Below are 17,527 nucleotides of genomic sequence, written 5' to 3' on the forward strand. Positions count from 1 at the left end.
GTATTCTCCCTTTCGGACCCAGGATCAGGACTTCGTGCCCTGCGAGGCGGACAGGCGCAGCAGCATGACCTTGGAAATGGCCAGCACCACGGTGGTGATCAGGAACAGGATCAGGCCCAGTTCGAGCAGCGCGGCGCGTTGGATGCCGGCGGCTTCGTTGAACTGGTTGGCCAGCGCCGAGGCGATCGAGTTGCCGGGGGCGAACAGCGATTCGGACAGGCGGAAGGCGTTGCCGATGACGAACGTGACCGCCATCGTTTCACCCAGCGCGCGGCCCAGGCCCAGCATGATGCCGCCGATGACACCCGAGCTGGTGAAGGGCAGCACGACGCGCCACATCACTTCCCAGGTCGAGCAGCCCAGGCCGTAGGCCGATTCCTTCAGCATGGCCGGCACCAGTTCGAACACGTCGCGCATGACGGCCGTGATGAACGGGATGACCATGATGGACAGGATCAGGCCGGCGGTGAAGATGCCGATACCGAAGGCCGGGCCCTGGAACAGCATGCCCAGGCCAGGAATGCCGCCCAGCACCGAAATCAGGGTGGGCTGCACGTATTGCTGGAAGACCGGCACGAAGACGAACAGGCCCCACATGCCGTAGATGATGGACGGGATGGCGGCCAGCATCTCGATGGCGGTGCCCAGCGGGCGGCGCAGCCAGGCGGGCGCCAGTTCGGTCAGGAAGATGGCGATGCCGAAGGACACCGGCACGGCGATCAGCAGGGCGATGAACGAGGTGAGCAGCGTGCCGACGATGGGCACCACCGCGCCGAACACCTGGTTGACCGGATCCCATTCGTTCAGCCACAGGAACGACAGGCCGTACTTGGAGATCGATTCATGGCTGCCGTAGACCAGCGACACCATGATCGCCGCCAGCAGCATGAACACGAAGAACGCGAAGAATCGCGTCAGGTTCTTGAACAGCTTATCCATCAGCGCGTTATTGTTCTGATTGACAGGCGTGGGCGTTCCGGCAGTCATGACTGGAGACGACGTCGCTCTGTCCGATGGAATCGAGGCGCTATTATCCATTACCGCGCTCATGGATGGGCTTTCCTTGGGAAATCTCAGAGATGAAAAGGGGCGCCCAATGATTTGTGCGCCCCCCGGGTCTGCCAGCGCCGGCATGTGCCGGCGCCTGCTGCGGTCTACACGCCCAGGTAAAGCGCCTCTACCTGGGCAACCGCGGTTTTTTGCGGCTTACTGCCAGACAGCCTTGCCGTCAGCCGACTTGACTTCCGTCTTCCACAGGCCACGGATTTCGTCCGTGACGTTCTGGGGCAGCGGCACGTAGTCCAGGGCTTCAGCAGCCTTGCCACCGTTCTTGAAGGCCCAGTCGAAGAATTCCATGACGGCCTTGCCTTGGGCGGGCTTGTCTTGCGTCTTGTGGATCAGGATGAACGTAGCGGCGGTGATGGGCCACGAGGCGTCACCCGGTTCGTTCGTCAGGACCACGCCCATGCCGGGAGCGCTCTTCCAGTCGGCGTTGGCGGCGGCAGCGGCGAAAGCGGTCTGCTCGGGCTGCACGAACTTGCCGGCGGCGTTCTGCAGTTGCGTCCAGGCCAGCTTGTTCTGCTTGGCGTAGGCGTATTCGACGTAACCGACCGAGTTCTTCAGCTGGCCAACGTAGGCGGCGACGCCTTCGTTACCCTTGCCGCCTTGACCGGTGGGCCACTTGACGTCCTTGCCTTCGCCAACCGACGACTTCCACTCGGCGTTGACCTTGGACAGGTAGTTCGTGAAGCCGAAGGTCGTACCCGAACCGTCCGAGCGGTGAACCACGACGATGTCAGCCGAGGGCAGCTTGACGTTCGGGTTCAGCGCCTTGATGGCGGCGTCGTCCCACTTCTTGATCTTGCCCAGGAAGATGTCGCCAAGGACCTTGCCCGACAGCTTCAGTTCGCCGGCCTTGACGCCGTCGATGTTCACCACGGCAACCGTGCCGCCGATGACGGCGGGGAATTGCAGCAGGTTGTTCTTTTGCAGGTCGTCAGCCTTCAGGGGATCGTCCGAAGCGCCGAAGTCGACGGTCTTCGCCTTGATCTGTTGTTGACCACCGCCCGAACCGATCGACTGGTAGTTGACGGCGTTGCCCGAAGCAGCCTTGTAGTCCGACGCCCACTTGGCGTAGACCGGGTACGGGAACGAAGCGCCGGCGCCGGTGATATCAACGGCGTGGGCAGCGAAAGCAGCCGCGCTCAGGGCGACCGTCAGGGAAACTTGCTTGAAGACACGTTTGAGCATCGTGGTTCCTGTGCTTGTTTGAGGATTCCGGCGAGGGTCATGGTACTTAGCCTTGACCGACAGGCGCATCTTAGAAGTCAAAAATGACAAGATAGTGACAGTCACAAATGGCCTTGGCCTCGCCGAAAAGCCGCGTCCCATGCTTTCAGGAACGGGACAGCCATATGTCCCTGAAAAGGCGGGGGATTATATGCTGCAGCGCAATGCCGGGCGGGGCGGATGCGCCGGTCAAGAAGCGCAAAGCCACTGAAAAAACATCAGCCAGGCCTTGCGGCGCCGCCCTGCCCCCTCGGAAGCGATTTTCCTCCCGGCGGCGGCTCGGGACAGGAAACGACGCGTCTACTGCCCGAGCGTCTTCATCAGCTGGGTATGCACGTCGTAGCCCTCGCGCCGGCTGCGCACCCGGGCATAAGTGCCGTCCGGCTGCTGCTGCCAGGCAAGCTGGTTGTCGCGCAGGGCGAACGTGAACGCCTCGTCGATGACGCGCTTCTTCAGCGCCTTGTCCTTCACCGGGAAGGCGACTTCGACACGGCGGAAGAAATTGCGGTCCATCCAGTCGGCCGACGACAGGTAGACGACCTCCTTGCCTTCGGCATGGAAGTAGAACACCCGCGAATGCTCGAGGAAGCGCCCCACCACCGAGCGCACCTTGATGTTCTCGGACAGCCCCGGCACGCCCGCCCGCAGGGTGCACACGCCGCGGATCACCAGGTCGATGCGCACACCCGCCTGGCTGGCCAGGTAAAGCTCGTCGATCACCCGTTCTTCGAGCAGCGAGTTCATCTTGGCCATGATGTGCGCGCGCCTGCCCGCGCGGGCCGCCTCGGCCTCGGCGCGGATCAGCCCGACCATCGTGTCGTGCAGGGTGAACGGCGACTGCAGCAGCGCCTTCAACGAGCGGCGCGCGCCCAGGCCGGTCAGTTGCCCGAAGACCTTGTCCATGTCCTCGCACAGGTCCGGGTCGGCGGTCAGCAGGCCGAAGTCGGTGTACAGGCGGGCGGTGCGCGGATGATAGTTGCCGGTGCCCAGGTGGGCGTAGCGGCGCAGCCGGCCCTGCTCGCGCCGCAGCACCAGCGCCATCTTGGCGTGCGTCTTGTGGGCGACCACGCCGTACACCACGTGCGCGCCCACCTCTTCGAGGCGCGCGGCCCAGTTCATGTTGGTCTGCTCGTCGAAGCGCGCCATCAGCTCGACCACCACCGTGACCTCTTTTCCGGCGCGCGCGGCGGCCAGCAGGATCTTCATCAGTTCGGAGTCTTCGCCGGTCCGGTAGATGGTCTGCTTGATGGCCATCACGTCCGGATCCAGCGCCGCCGCCGTCAGGAAGTCGATGACGGGCTGGAACGACTGGTACGGATGATGCAGCAGGTGATCGCGCTCGGCCACGGCCGCGAACAGCTCGGCGGGCTTGTCGCCCACCCGGTCGAACGGGGCCGGCACCACGGCGTGGTAAGGCGGAAACAGCAGGTCGGGACGCGCGTCGTTGCTGCACAACTGCATCAGGCGCGACAGGTTCACCGGACCATTGACCCGGTAGGTATCCACCGGCGTCAGCGAGAACTCGCGCTGCAGGTAGGCTTCCAGGTCGGGCGGCGTCAGCCGGTCGATCTCCAGGCGCACGGCCGCGCCGAAATTGCGTTGCGACAACTCGCCCTGCAGGGCCAGGCGCAGGTTGGTGACTTCTTCCTCGTCGACGAACAGGTCGCTGTTGCGGGTGACGCGCCATTGATAGCAGCCGCGGATCTCCAGGCCCGGGAACAGTTCGCCCACGAATGCGCGCAACAGCGACGTCAACAGCACGTAGCCGTCGGGATGGCCCGACACCTCGGCCGGCATGCGGATCAGGCGCGGCAGCGCGCGCGGCGCCTGCACCACGGCGATGGAGGCGCGGCGGCCGAACGCATCGGCGCCGTGCAGCGCCACGATGAAGTTCAGGCTCTTGTTGTAGACGCGGGGAAACGGGTGGGAAGGATCCAGCCCGATCGGCGTCAGCAGCGGCATGACCTCGCGGTTGAACACGTCGCGCGCCCATTCGAGCTGCTGTTCGTTCCATTCGGAGGCGTGCAGCAGCACGATGCCCTCGGACTGCAGGCCCGGCAGGATCTCGCGGTCGAGCAATTCGTACTGGCGCTCGACCAGCTTGTGCACCTTGGCCTGCACCCGCTCGAAGGCCTCGCCCGGCGTCAGGCCATCGCAGCCGACCGCGCCCGGGGTCAGGCGCTGCTGCTCTTTCAGGCTGGAGATACGGATTTCGAAGAACTCGTCCAGGTTGGCGCTGACGATGCAGACGTAGCGCAGCCGTTCCAGCAGCGGCACGCGGGGGTTCTCGGCCATGGCCAGCACCCGCTCGTTGAACTTGAGCAGCGACAGCTCACGGTTGAGCATGCGAGGCTCTGCGCTGCGGGAGGCCGTGCCGACCGCGTCGGCGGATTGCGATTCCTGGTGTCTGTCGAGTTCCTGGTTTGTCATGGAGAAAATGAAGTGTTCGAGCCGTCTCACACTGCGGTAATCAGTGCCCCAAGCCATAAGGGTACGACAAAACGTCCCCAATACGCGCCGCCAAACCATTGTTCCGCAAGCAGAAACACGATCCGCGCCCGCCAATCCCCTCCTCTCTCTATAATTCCGGTTGATCTATAGCCTTACAACGAGCCGCATGGACCATTTATTGGCCGCCGTGGACCTGGGGTCCAACAGTTTTCGCCTTTCGATCGGGCGCGTCGTCCAACAGGACGGCGTCGCCCAGATCTACCAGATCGACCGCCTGAAGGAAACCGTGCGCCTGGCCGCCGGCCTGGATGCCGACAAGCGGCTTTCCGCCGAAGCCGTGAACCGCGCCGTCGCGGTGCTGCAACGCTTCGGCGAGCGCCTGCGCAGCTTCCACCCCAACCGGGTGCGCGCGGTCGCCACCAATACCTTCCGGGTGGCGCGCAACACGCAGGAATTCATGCCCCAGGCGGAAGCCGCGCTGGGCTTCCCCATCGAAGTGATCGCCGGCCGCGAAGAGGCCCGCCTGATCTACCTGGGCGTGATGCACAGCCTGCCGCCCTCGACCGAGAAGCGCCTGGTCATCGACATCGGCGGCGGCTCGACCGAAGTCATCATCGGCAAGGGCTTCGAGCCCAACCTGATGTCCTCGCTGTACATGGGCTGTGTCAGCTACAGCCGCCAGTTCTTCGGCGACGGCCTGGTCGACGCGCACCAGATGAAGCAGGCCGAACTGGCCGCCCGCCGCGAAATCGAAGTCATCGCCAAGCAATACCGCAAGATGGGCTGGAAGGAAGCCTACGGCTCGTCCGGCACGGCCAAGGCCTTGTTCGCCATCCTGCAGGAGTGCGGTTTCTCGCAGGAAGGCATCACGCGCGCGGGCATGAACAAGCTGAAGGAACGCATCATCCGTTCCGGCCGCGTCATCCCGTCCGAACTGCCCGGCATCAAGCTAGAGCGCGCCGACGTGCTGCCGGGCGGCCTGGCCATCATGAGCGCCCTGTTCGACGAACTGGGCATCGACGTGATGCATACCGGCGACGGCGCGCTGCGCCTGGGCGTGCTGTATGACCTGCTGGGCCGCGACGACGAGCACGACAAGCGCGACGAATCCGTGCGCCAGTTCATGAAGCGCTATCACATCGACGCCAACCAGGCGCGGCGGGTGCGCGCGGCCGCGCAAGGCTTCTACGACAGCGTCATCACCGAACCCACCGCCGAGACGGCCCACCTGCGCCATGCGCTGGGCTGGGCCGCCGATCTGCACGAGGTGGGCCTGTCGATCGCGCACAACACGTACCACAAGCACACGGCGTATGTCCTGGAGAACGCCGACATGCCGGGTTTCTCGCGCGCCGACCAGCAACTGCTGGCGATGCTGGTGCTGGGCCACCTGGGCAAGCTGGCCAAGCTCGAACCGCTGGCGCCGCAACGCGATCAGTGGATGGCGGTCCTGTGCCTGCGCCTGGCGGTACTGCTTTTCCGCCGCCGCGAAGACATCTCGCCCATCCCCATACGCCTGTCGGTGAAAGGGGATTCGATCGTGGTCCGGGTGGATGGCGCATGGCTGTCACGCCACCCGCTCAGCGACTTCACCCTGCGCGCCGAAGAGGCCGAATGGCGCAAGGTGGGCTTCTCGTTCGAACTGCTCGAGCCATGAATGAAAAAGCCGCGTCATGCGACGCGGCGGTTGGTGCATCGCCACCGTTGGGTGGCGATTTTTTCGCATGGACGAATCGGCCCAGGCGAATGACGTCGGACGGTTACGGCGCCACGTTGGTTTCCCGTTCGAGCTGATCCAGCTCGAGGAGAAGCTGCCGCGTCACGCGCTGCATAAACCGGAGCCGGGCGCGACGCAGCAGATTGCGCATGATCAGCGCTCCGCGCGATCCAGGCCGAAATGGCGGCGATAGCGCTCGTCCATGCCCGCCATGGTCAGCAACACGGGGAAGTCGGCCGCGTTGAAATCCGGGTCCCAGGCCGGTTCGCCACAGACCTTGGCGCCCAGCTTCAGATAGCCCTTGATCAGCGGCGGCACGCGTGCCGGCAGCGTGCTGTTCAGGCGCTCGACCGGGTAGCGGTGCAGCGGCTTGACGCGCGGCGTGCTCGGATCCTGCAGGTGCTTGGACACCGTGCGCCACACTTCGGCGGCAGTGACGCCGTCATCGCGCAGGCTGACGCTGGCGCAGCCCAGCAGGTAGCTGTAGCCGCCGCGGCGCAGGAACTCGGCCAGGCCGGACCACAGCAGCATGATGACGGCGCCGCTGCGATGGTCGGCATGCGTGCACGAGCGGCCCACTTCGACCAGTTGTTCGCGCAGGTTGCCCAGGCCGGACAGGTCGAATTCGGACTCGGAGTAATAGCCACCCGCTTCGCGGGCCTTCTCCGGGGTCAGGATGCGATAGGTGCCGACCACCCGATTGGTATCGAGTTCGCGTACCATCAGGTGCTCGCACCAGGGGTCGAAGCGATCCTGCTCGATCCCGTCCTGGGCATCGGGGAAGACGGCGCCCATGTCTTCGGTGAAAACGGTGTAGCGCAGGCGTTGGATCTGCTCGACTTCCTCGCTGGTGCGAGCCAAGCCGACAGCGAGTCCGCGCGGGGCGGGACCCGACCAATTCTGAGCGCCCTCGGCGCTGCCAGTGTCGATGCGTGCTAGTTCAAGCATTGCGCGGAACTCCTAAATATCCTGCCAGTTTGGACGCGCGTCATGTCAGTAATCTGACTGATATGTTACGTGACTGTGAAGTTTATGCCTGAAGAAGCCCGAGCGGGCGGCACGCTGGCAAAAGTAACCTTTGGATACGATGCCATTGCAGCGGCTTTCTGTCGTAAGAAAACCACCGTGAAGCGCAGGCGGCCATTGCAGCCGCCTGGTCAATGAATTGTCAGGCGGACAGGGCGTCCGCCAGACGCTGGGCGCACTTGCCGGCAAGCTGCTCATCCTCGGCCTCGACCATCAGGCGCAGCTTGGGTTCGGTACCCGAAGCCCGGATCAGCACCCTTCCCCGGCCGGCCAGTTCATCCTCGACCGACTTGCGCGCGGTCGCCAGGCCCTGGTGGGTCTTCCAGTCCAGGCCGGGCGCCAGGGGCACGTTGATCATGGTCTGCGGGTACATGCGCAGGTCGCCGACCCAATGCGCCAGCGGCTCGCCGCCCCGGCGCAGCGCCGTCAGCACCTGCAGCGCCGCGATGATGCCGTCACCCGTGGTGTGGCAATCCAGGCACAGCAGGTGGCCCGAGCTTTCGCCGCCAAACATCCAGCCGCGCTCCAGCAGTTGCTCGAGCACGTAGCGGTCGCCCACGTTCGCGCGTTCGAATGGCACCTTCAGTTGCTGAAGCTGGCGTTCGAGGCCGTAGTTGGTCATCAGCGTGCCGACCACGCCCGCGACCGGACCGCGCTGCAGGCGCTCGCGCACAATGGCGTACAGCAGTTCGTCGCCGTCGTAGATGCGGCCGTCGCCATCGACCATCTGCAGACGGTCGGCGTCGCCGTCCAGAGCGATGCCCAGGTGGGCGCCGCGGGCCCTCACTTCCTTGGCCAGCGACTCGGGATGCAGCGCGCCCACGCCCTCGTTGATGTTGAAGCCATCGGGCGACACGCCGATGGAATGCACTTCGGCGCCCAGCTCACGGAACACGTGCGGCGCGGTGTGGTAGGCCGCGCCATGCGCGGCGTCGACCACCAGCCGCACGCCGTTCAGGTCGAGATCGGACGGGAAGGTGCTCTTGCAGAATTCGATGTAGCGGCCTTGCGCGTCCTGCATGCGGCGCGCGCGGCCCAGCTCTTCGGAACGCACGCAGCCCAGGGGTTGTTCGAGCTCGGCCTCGATCTCTGCTTCGACTTCGTCGGGCAGCTTCATGCCCTGGGCCGAGAAGAACTTGATGCCGTTGTCCTGGTACGGGTTGTGCGAAGCGCTGATGACGATGCCGGCGACCAGGCGCAGGGCGCGGGTCAGGTAGGCGACGGCGGGCGTGGGAATGGGACCGGCCAGCAGCACGTCGATGCCTGCCGCCGACAGCCCGGCTTCCAGCGCCGATTCGAGCATGTAGCCGGAAATGCGCGTGTCCTTGCCGATGACCACCTGGGGCCGGCCGCCGCCCCGGATGGCCTGCTTGCGGGCCAGCACCTTGCCAGCGGCATAACCCAGATGCAGGGCAAAACCAGGGTTGATCGTGGGGCCGCCAACCTCGCCGCGCACCCCATCCGTACCAAAATACTTGCGTTGACTCATCAGCGTATGGCTCCTTGTTCCGCGCAGTGCCAGACCCTCAGCGCATCCACGGTTTCGGCGACGTCGTGCACGCGCACGATCGCGGCGCCACGCGCCACGCATGCCAGCGCGGCGGCGACACTGCCTGCCAGGCGATCCTGCACGGGCTTGCCCGTGGCGGCGCCTATCATGGACTTGCGTGAAAGCCCCACCAGTAGCGGGTAGCTGGAAACACGCAGGCTGGACAGCCTGCGCAGCAATTGATAGTTCTGGTCCATCGTCTTGCCGAACCCGAAACCGGGATCGAGCACGATACGGCGCGGATCGACCCACGCCGCCCGCAGCCGTTGCGCACGCGCGCCCAGGAATACGCCGATCTCACCCAGCAGATCGGCGTACTCCGGCGCTTCCTGCATCGTGCGGGGCTCTCCTTTCATGTGCATGACGCACACGCCGCAGCGGCTCTGCGCCACCGCCTCGATGGCGCCGGGCTGACGGAAACCGTAGATGTCGTTGATCATGTCCGCCCCGGCATCCAGCACCGCCCGCATGACTTCGGGCTTGAAGGTGTCGATGGAAAGCGGCACGCCGCAATCGCGCAGTGCCTCGATGACGGGCAGCAGGCGGCGCAGCTCGTCTTCGATGGAGACGGGATCGGCGCCCGGCCGGGTGGATTCGCCCCCCAGATCGAGGATGTGGGCGCCCTGGGCGATGAGTTGGCGCGCATGCGCCACGGCGGAATCGGTGTCGTCATGCGCGCCGCCATCGGAAAAGGAGTCCGGCGTGACGTTGACGATTCCCATGACCAGCGGGCGCTCGAGATCCAACTCGAAGCGCCCGCACAGGAAGGTATTTGCCATGAAGCTGGCAGACCTTGGCCGCTATGCGGCCATCAGACGGCGGCTGCCGTGCTGCCGCCCGCGGCCAAGCCCGACGCCGGAGGCGTATCGGACGAGTCGGACGGACCTTGCGGCGTCTTGGGGGGACGCGGGGGACGATTGTTGATGATGTCGTCGATCTGGTCGGCGTCGATGGTTTCCCATTCGAGCAGCGCGGCCGTCATGACCTCGACCTTGTCGCGGTTGTCTTCCAAGATCTTGCGCGCGACGCCGTACTGCTCGTCGATGATGCGGCGGATCTCGGAGTCGACCTTCTGCATGGTCGCTTCGGACACGTGCGTGGTCTTGGTGACGCTGCGGCCGAGGAAGACCTCGCCTTCGTTCTCGGCGTACACCATGGGGCCCAGTTCGTCGGTCATGCCGTAGCGCGTGACGATGTCGCGGGCGATGGCCGTGGCGCGTTCGAAGTCGTTCGAGGCGCCGGTGGTCATCTGGTCCATGAAGATCTCTTCGGCGATGCGGCCGCCGAACAAAACCGCGATGGTGGACAGCAGGCGGCCCTTGTCCATGCTGTAGCGATCAGTCTCGGGCAACTGCATGGTCACGCCCAGCGCACGGCCGCGCGGGATGATGGTGACCTTGTGCACCGGGTCGGTCTTGGGCAGCATGCGCGCGACGATGGCATGGCCGGACTCGTGGTAAGCGGTGTTCTTGCGTTCCTCTTCGGGCATGACGATCGAGCGGCGCTCGGCGCCCATGATGATCTTGTCCTTGGCCTTTTCGAAGTCGGACATGTCGACGGTGCGGCCGTTGCGGCGCGCCGCGAACAGGGCGGCTTCGTTCACCAGGTTGGCCAGGTCGGCGCCGGAGAAGCCCGGCGTGCCGCGTGCCAGCACGGTGGCGTCGACGTTGGTGGCCAGGGGCACCTTGCGCATGTGGACCTTGAGGATCTGCTCGCGGCCGCGGATGTCGGGCAGCGGCACCACGACCTGGCGGTCGAAGCGGCCCGGACGCAGCAGCGCGGGATCCAGCACGTCGGGGCGGTTGGTGGCGGCGATGACGATGACGCCCTGGCCCGACTCGAAGCCGTCCATCTCGACCAGCATCTGGTTCAGGGTCTGTTCGCGCTCGTCGTTGCCGCCGCCCAGGCCGGCGCCACGCTGGCGGCCGACCGCATCGATTTCATCGATGAAGATGATGCACGGAGCGTGCTTCTTGGCATTCTCGAACATGTCGCGCACACGGGCAGCGCCCACGCCGACGAACATTTCGACGAAGTCGGAACCCGAGATGCTGAAGAACGGCACCTTGGCTTCGCCTGCGATGGCCTTGGCCAGCAGCGTCTTGCCGGTACCGGGCGACCCGACCATCAGCACGCCGCGCGGAATGCGGCCGCCCAGCTTCTGGAACTTGCTGGGGTCGCGCAGGAAGTCGACCAGTTCCTGCACGTCTTCCTTGGCTTCGTCGCAACCCGCGACGTCGGCGAAGGTGATCTGGTTGGTGTTCTCGTCGAGCATGCGGGCGCGCGACTTGCCGAAGCTGAACGCGCCGCCGCGGCCACCGCCCTGCATCTGACGCATGAAGAAGATCCACACGCCGATCAACAGCAGCATGGGGAACCACGACACGAAGATGCTCATCAGCAGCGACGGCTCTTCGCGCGCCTTGCCGGACACCTGCACACCGTACTTCAGCAGATCGGAGACCATCCAGAGGTCGCCGGGCGAGGTCAGCGTGTACTGGCGACCCGCGTCGGGGGTGACGTAGAGCACGTCGCCCTGTACGTCGACCTTGCGGATACGGCCTGCCTTGGCGTCGTCCATGAACTGGGTATACGTGACGCCGTCCTGGCTTTGCGCACGGCCATCGAACTGCTTGAATACCGTGAACAGCACCAGTGCGATCACCATCCAGACCGCGACTTTAGAAAACGAATTGTTCAAGGCCGATCTCCTGCTCTCGATTCCGACCGGTGGCTGCGATCGATACTTGGTTTGCACCCGCGGAAAAAACCGTAAAGCGCAGCCACTTTTTCATGTGAATGACTCATTCTACCCTGTCGGGAAAGAACGCGTTTTCGCGCGTTTGCGCGCAGATAACCGGGACGGACCCGGTGATGGACCTCTTGCAGCGGTTACAAATGCCGGACGACCCGCGCGCGTCCGGTTACGCGTGTTGTTTCAGATAGCGGCCGACCAGGAAGGTTTCGGACGACTTGTCCCGCGACGCCTTGGGCTTGCGCTCGACCACCCGCCGGAACCGCTGCTTGAAGGACTCCACGATCTGCGAGAACCCGCTGCCATGGAACGCCTTCACGATCAGGGCGCCGTCGGGCGTGAGATGCGCGCAGGAAAACTCCAGCGCCAGATCGCAGCAATGCTGGATGCGAGCCGAGTCCGCCACGCCGACTCCGGACAGGTTGGGGGCCATGTCGGAAATTACAAGGTCTACCGCCTGCGATCCGACCAATTCGTTCAGTTGCTCGAGGACGGCGTCCTCACGGAAGTCGCCCTGGATGAATTCCACCCCCGCGATGGGGTCCATCGGCAGGATGTCCAACGCGATGATGCGACCGTCGACGATCCCGCCCGGCCCGGCCAGGCGTTCGCGGGCCACCTGCGACCAACTGCCCGGCGCCGACCCCAGGTCGACGACCACATCGCCCCGGCGCAACAGTTTCTCGGTGTCGGCGATCTCGATCAGCTTGAACGCCGCCCGAGCCCGGTACCCTTTCTGTTGCGCCAGTTTGACGTACGGATCGTTGATGTGCTGGTGAATCCAGTCTTTGGAGAATTTATTCTTGGCCATTCCCGTACAATTCCACGCATGCCTATATTAGAACTTACCTCTCGCGAACGCAGTGAACTGCGTTCCGCGGCCCACCCGCTGCGGCCGGTCGTGTTGATCGGTGACAACGGCCTGACCGAAGCCGTTCTCAAGGAGATCGACTCGGCCCTGAACGCGCACGGCCTGATCAAGGTTCGCGCCGGCGGCGACGACCGCGAAGCGCGCGAGGCCATGCTCGCCACCATCTGCGACACGCTGTCCTGCGCCGCGGTGCACCATCTGGGCAAGACCCTGATCCTGTATCGCCGCCAACCCGGCAACGTGAAACCCGCGGCCCGCGACGACGACCACGCACCCAAGCGCAAGGCGTCCGAGCCGTACACGCCCAAGAAACTGGCCGCCGAAGGCAAGCGCGTCACCAAGGCGCGCGCGCCACGCCGCACGAACGAAGAAGACGCCACGCCGGCACGTCCTTCGCGCGATGCGCTGCAGGCCGACCGCCCGGCTCGTCCCAGCACCCGCAAGGCGCCCGCCCACGGCGTACCGCGCCGTGCAGGCAGCGCGCTCAGCCTGCGCGCCGGCGCCCGCCGCGCCACCGGCCCCGCCCGCAAGACCAGCAGGACCGTCAAGAAATAATGATATCCGGATGGGTGGGGCGGCTGCCCTGCCCCGCAAGACGCCCGGCGGCGCGCCGGGCCTGACAGCCCGAGGGCCGGCGGCGCGAGACAGCGCCTGTCCGGCCCGCGTTGCACTCAGATATAGCGCACGCTGATCACTTCGTATTCACGCACGCCGGACGGCGCCTTCACTTCCACCACGTCGCCTTCGGACTTGCCGATCAGGGCACGCGCCACCGGGCTGGACACCGAGATCAGGTTCGACTTGATGTCGGCCTCGACGTCGCCCACGATCTGGTAGGTCAGGTGGTCGCCGGATTCCAGGTCTTCGATCTCGACCGTGGCGCCGAACACGGCGCGGCCTTCGCTCTCGACGGCCGTCGGGTCGATCAGGTGGGCGTTCGAGAGCGTGCCTTCCAGCTCGGCGATACGGCCTTCGATGAAGCCCTGGCGCTCGCGCGCGGCGTCGTACTCGGCGTTCTCCGACAGATCACCCTGCGCACGCGCTTCGGCGATGGCATTGATGACGGACGGGCGCTCGACAGTCTTGAGCCTGTGCAGCTCTTGGTTCAAGCGCTCCGCCCCGCGCACAGTCAAAGGAATGGCAGCCATGTCGTTTCCCAAACAAAAGTAGAAAACGCCCCCGATGGAGCGTTTCTGAGTGAAAGGCCGAGCGGACCGCCTGGTGGGTTTCGCTGGGAAACCTGCCGCTGTACCGGACGAATGAAAACCCAAAAGAGAAGACGGCGCAGGCGCCTGGCCGGCGCACGCAGTCTTGTGTCCCCTCTTTATGGATCGTACCGGCCGCGTAGCGCGGGCTACGGATGGCAGCGACACGCAATGGCGATGCGGTTGCTGTCCAGGCGGCTGGGCGTCGACCAAAACAAAACCCCGGCTCGGGTCGGAACCGGGGCAGATCAAACCTCATTGTGGTCAAAGTCCGGGGGAATTGCAAGGCCCCTCCCGCGGCCCGGCGGCGCTTCTCACAGAGGGCGCCCAAAGACAGCATCAAGAAAGGTAAATGCGCGCTTTCCCCATCGCTGACAGCCGGCTTACCCCTGTAGAATCGCGCGGACTCTTCAAGGGGCATCCGCCTCCTTGGGCCAGGCGGCGCGACACGGATGGAAGACGGACAACACCTCATCCACAGCCTCTACGAGGCGGCGCTCGACCCTGGGCGCTGGACCGATTTCCTGGCGCACTTCACCGTCGCCTTCTCGTCGCAGGCGGCCCTGATCTGGGGATACGATTTCTCGGACCGCTCGGCCCGCGCCCTCGGTGGCCCGACCTCGCTGTCAGCCCAGCACGGCTTCAGTGAAGAGGCCCTGCGCAGCTTCGAAGCGCACTACTGCCGCGTCAACGTCTGGACGGCCAACGAGCGATACCACGTAGAAGGGCAGATCCTCAGCGGCTCGGAGTGCTATCCCGACAATCACCTGACCCGCACGGAGTGGTACGCCGACTGGCTGCAGCCGCAGGATCTGTTCTATACGCTGGCGGTCATCGTCGAGAAGCGCGCGCAGCGCTCGTTCAATTGCACGGCGGTGCGCAGCAAGTGGCAAGGTCCGTATAACGAACGGGAAGAGGCACGCATGCGCAGCCTGGTTCCGCATCTGCAGACCGCCTTCGCGCTGTACCGCCGGCTGCACCGTGCCGAAGCGTTGGCGCAGACCTCGCTGGCGGCGCTGGAGAACCTGCCCATGGGTGTGGTGCTGCTGGATGGCCGCGCCGAGGTGCTGCATGCCAATGCGCGTGCCCATGCCTTGACGCGGGCCACCGGTCTTCTGCGCTTCGAGGCGGACGATACGCTGCACGCCGTGGCCCCACGCGACGACCAGCGGCTACAACGCGCCATGCGGGATGTGGTGGCCACCGGGGCGGGCCTGCCTTTGCATGCGGGCAGCGTGCTGCGACTGCACGGCTTGGCGGGCGCGCAATTGCAACTGCTGGTGGCGCCATTGCCCTTGAAGGCGGAGCCTTTCAGCGCGCACACCGCGGGCGTGGTGTTCATCACCGATCCCGCGCTGGAAATCCCGTCGTTGATGGATATCCTGCAGAGCCTGTACGGCATGACGGCCGCCGAGTCGCGGCTGGCGCAGGCGCTGGCGCATGGCCTGTCGCTCGCGGAATACGCCGAGCGCCAGGGCCTTTCTGTCCAGACGGTGCGCACGCAATACAAATCGGCGGCGGCCAAGGCAGGCGTGGGCCGCCAATCCGACTTCGTGCGCACCTTGCTGACCGGCCCGGCGCTGCTGCGCTGGGCGCGGCCATCGGAGTGATTACTCGACTGAAACGGGCGTCATCACGCTGGTCGTCGTCAGCAGTTCACGGAAGACGTCATCCGTGGTGCCGACGCGTGCTTCGCGATACTGGATCGTGCCCAGATCGGACGCGGACAGGTTGAAGACGGCGGATGCCGTGCCGTCCGTGGCCGTGGACACGTCCTGGTCTTCGTACTGATAGCCGCTCGTACCCGCCAGGGACAGCGCGATGGACGTCGCCACGGCGGGGTTCAGGCCAGTGGCCGAGACGGTCATGGTGCCGCCGTTGTAGCTGGCCAGCGGCGAGGACGTGGTGACCAAGGGGAACGCCGCTGCGCGGGCTTCGGTCAAGGTCAGCGGACGCGCCACACGGCGGCTGGCCGTGACGGGGAACGTCGAATCCGTGATGAGGGAGGCAACGTCGGCCGACGTGTAGCCGGTCACGGTATAGACCGCATTGGCGGGAATCGCCTGGATGGCCGCATCGGTGAGACCCGCCGACGGCGTATTCATGCACGAGGTCGCCATACGGTAGTAGCGAGTGCCATCGAGATTGCCTTGGCCTGACAGCGTCCAGTAGTCGCCGTTCACGTTGGCGCGAAGGTACTTGAGACCGCCCGTCGGCAGGCCGGGGCCGGTGACCAGCACATAGGCCGTATCGCCGCTGTTGTTGGGGTTGACCTCTTCGATGTTGAACTCGAGGCCGGTACTGACGCAACCGGAGCCCCCGACCTTGACGTTCAGCGCCACGGCGTCGACGGCCAGCACGCTGCTGTTGCCACGCATGCGCCAGACGTTGTCCGCCCCTTTCACCACCTGGAAGTTCTCCTGGACGCTGAAGATCACGCCGTTCTTGTCCTTGTGCGTGAAATCGATCCACGCACGCGGAGCCAGATTGTCATCGTTGATCGTGTAGTTGATCCGATTGAAGGCCACGTCCACGAAGTGGCCTCCCACCAGCGCCGGGTCGCTGGCCAGTTCGCTGGCGAAGCGGTCGGCGTTCTCGTCCTGATGGCGGAACGAGTACTTGCGGCCGCTGCCCTCGCCTTCGACCAGGAAGGCACGGATAGCCTGCGCCGACGGCGCGTTCGTGGCGAACAGGTTGTTGAAGTTGACCAGCATCGCGCGGATGGCGTCGATGTCGGCGGCGGCCGTGTCCATGCCGGTTGCGGGCAGCGCGGGCGCATTGGCTTCCTGGGCAGCCTTGGTCAACAGGGCGTCCTCGATCTTCTGCTGCGTGACCAGATTGGTGATGGAGGCCACGCCGTCGGCGTAGTTGATGCTCAGCACGTCCAGCGCCTTGTCCAGCGCGCTGGATTGGGGCGTGAAGGAGGTGCGCAGCAAGTCGATGCTGTCCTCGACACCCATGGCTTGCAGCACGGGCAGCAGCTTGGCCTTCAGGCCAGCCACTTCGGCGTTCAACTCATCCACGGACAGCGTGCCGAAGTTGCCGGCGTCGAAGTAGTTGGCGGCCAGTTGGCCCGCGATATTGGCGACGATGAGATCGGTCAGCTGCGTGATGTTGATGGTGCCCCGGGCATCCGCGGCGATGGCCGCCGAATGCAGGATGGTCCTGCGGCCGCCGACCGTACCCTCCGCACGGAACACGAAAGGCGCGGTCATGCCGGTGACATCGACTTCGTAGCTGCCGTTTTCGCCTATGTCGACCGTCTTGGTGACGCCCAGCGCATCTTTGACCGTGACCGTTCCGATCATGGCCAGGCCCGAGGCAACGGTCCCCGAGATGCTGCCGGTGACCTTGCCGTCGCTCGGCGTTTCCGGGGTGGTTACGGGAGGAGTGGTGCCTCCCGAATTCTTGTCATCGTCGTCACCGCCGCCTCCGCAAGCCGACAAGGCGGCCGAGACGGCCAGGACCAACGCGCACATCCGATAGGGCATTCGCATGATGGAATCTCTTTCCCATTGTTTAGTTGGAGATTCGCTACTCTATGGAACGCCACGACTGATATCCATACCCAAAATGGGGCATGACATTGCGCAGAATTTCGGCGGTATTCCGCCAGGCCGGAACGGAGGGCACGAAGGGAACAAGACGCCTCCCGAGGCCACCA

General features: G+C 65.1%; 13 protein-coding genes. 3 read left to right on the forward strand and 10 right to left on the reverse strand.

Features of this window, described 5'->3' with window-relative positions:
* Positions 1-24: 24 nt before the first annotated feature.
* The 3 genes from pstC to ppk1 form a co-directional block, all read right to left on the reverse strand.
* Positions 25-1,050, reverse strand: a complete 1,026-nt coding sequence (gene pstC / locus A6745_RS01635) for a phosphate ABC transporter permease subunit PstC (protein ID WP_066122791.1) — start codon at positions 1,048-1,050, stop codon at positions 25-27.
* A 156-nt stretch (positions 1,051-1,206) separates the two neighbouring features.
* Positions 1,207-2,250 carry a phosphate ABC transporter substrate-binding protein PstS gene (pstS, locus tag A6745_RS01640; RefSeq protein WP_066122792.1) on the reverse strand — a complete coding sequence of 348 codons (1,044 nt, stop codon included), beginning with the start codon at positions 2,248-2,250 and terminating at the stop codon, positions 1,207-1,209.
* Between the two features lie 339 nt (positions 2,251-2,589).
* The gene (ppk1, locus tag A6745_RS01645) at positions 2,590-4,719 is read right to left on the reverse strand and encodes a polyphosphate kinase 1 (protein WP_082852845.1); all 2,130 of its coding nucleotides are present in this window, start codon (positions 4,717-4,719) and stop codon (positions 2,590-2,592) included.
* Positions 4,720-4,906: 187 nt separating this feature from the next.
* Here ppk1 and ppx point away from each other — a divergent pair, with 187 nt between their 5' ends.
* Positions 4,907-6,397 (forward strand): exopolyphosphatase, encoded by a 1,491-nt coding sequence (ppx, locus tag A6745_RS01650; RefSeq protein WP_066122796.1) that lies wholly within the window; start codon positions 4,907-4,909, stop codon positions 6,395-6,397.
* Between the two features lie 213 nt (positions 6,398-6,610).
* Here the strand turns inward: ppx and A6745_RS01655 are convergent, their stop codons facing one another.
* From A6745_RS01655 to A6745_RS01675, 5 genes are all read right to left on the reverse strand, one after another.
* Positions 6,611-7,405, reverse strand: coding sequence for a GNAT family N-acetyltransferase (locus A6745_RS01655; RefSeq protein WP_066122798.1), 795 nt, complete (start codon positions 7,403-7,405; stop codon positions 6,611-6,613).
* A 220-nt stretch (positions 7,406-7,625) separates the two neighbouring features.
* On the reverse strand, positions 7,626-8,972 hold the full coding sequence (gene glmM / locus A6745_RS01660; protein WP_066122801.1) for a phosphoglucosamine mutase: 1,347 nt from the start codon (positions 8,970-8,972) through the stop codon (positions 7,626-7,628).
* Entirely contained in the window at positions 8,972-9,811 is an 840-nt protein-coding gene (folP, locus tag A6745_RS01665) for a dihydropteroate synthase (protein WP_066122803.1), read from the reverse strand. Before folP ends, glmM begins: the two co-directional genes overlap by 1 nt.
* A 32-nt stretch (positions 9,812-9,843) precedes the next feature.
* On the reverse strand, positions 9,844-11,733 hold the full coding sequence (gene ftsH, locus A6745_RS01670; RefSeq protein ID WP_066122805.1) for an ATP-dependent zinc metalloprotease FtsH: 1,890 nt from the start codon (positions 11,731-11,733) through the stop codon (positions 9,844-9,846).
* A 223-nt stretch (positions 11,734-11,956) separates the two neighbouring features.
* On the reverse strand, positions 11,957-12,598 hold the full coding sequence (locus tag A6745_RS01675; RefSeq protein WP_066122807.1) for an RlmE family RNA methyltransferase: 642 nt from the start codon (positions 12,596-12,598) through the stop codon (positions 11,957-11,959).
* Positions 12,599-12,616: 18 nt separating this feature from the next.
* Between A6745_RS01675 and A6745_RS01680 the strand changes: the two genes are divergently transcribed.
* A complete protein-coding gene (locus tag A6745_RS01680) occupies positions 12,617-13,213 on the forward strand; it encodes a YhbY family RNA-binding protein (RefSeq protein WP_066122808.1) in 597 nt (198 codons plus the stop codon).
* Positions 13,214-13,329: 116 nt separating this feature from the next.
* Here A6745_RS01680 and greA read toward each other — a convergent pair whose 3' ends face one another.
* Positions 13,330-13,806 (reverse strand): transcription elongation factor GreA, encoded by a 477-nt coding sequence (gene greA / locus A6745_RS01685; RefSeq protein ID WP_066122810.1) that lies wholly within the window; start codon positions 13,804-13,806, stop codon positions 13,330-13,332.
* A 509-nt stretch (positions 13,807-14,315) separates the two neighbouring features.
* On the opposite strand from greA, the gene A6745_RS01690 reads away from it, so the two are divergent.
* Positions 14,316-15,473, forward strand: coding sequence for a helix-turn-helix transcriptional regulator (locus A6745_RS01690; RefSeq protein WP_066122811.1), 1,158 nt, complete (start codon positions 14,316-14,318; stop codon positions 15,471-15,473).
* Here the strand turns inward: A6745_RS01690 and A6745_RS01695 are convergent, their stop codons facing one another.
* On the reverse strand, positions 15,474-17,360 hold the full coding sequence (locus A6745_RS01695) for a hypothetical protein (RefSeq protein WP_156513249.1): 1,887 nt from the start codon (positions 17,358-17,360) through the stop codon (positions 15,474-15,476). It abuts the gene before it with no gap.
* Between the last annotated feature and the right edge of the window lie 167 nt (positions 17,361-17,527).

Origin of the sequence: Bordetella ansorpii (assembly GCF_900078705.1) — a bacterium.
GTDB classification, from domain to species: Bacteria; Pseudomonadota; Gammaproteobacteria; order Burkholderiales; family Burkholderiaceae_B; genus Bordetella; species Bordetella ansorpii_A.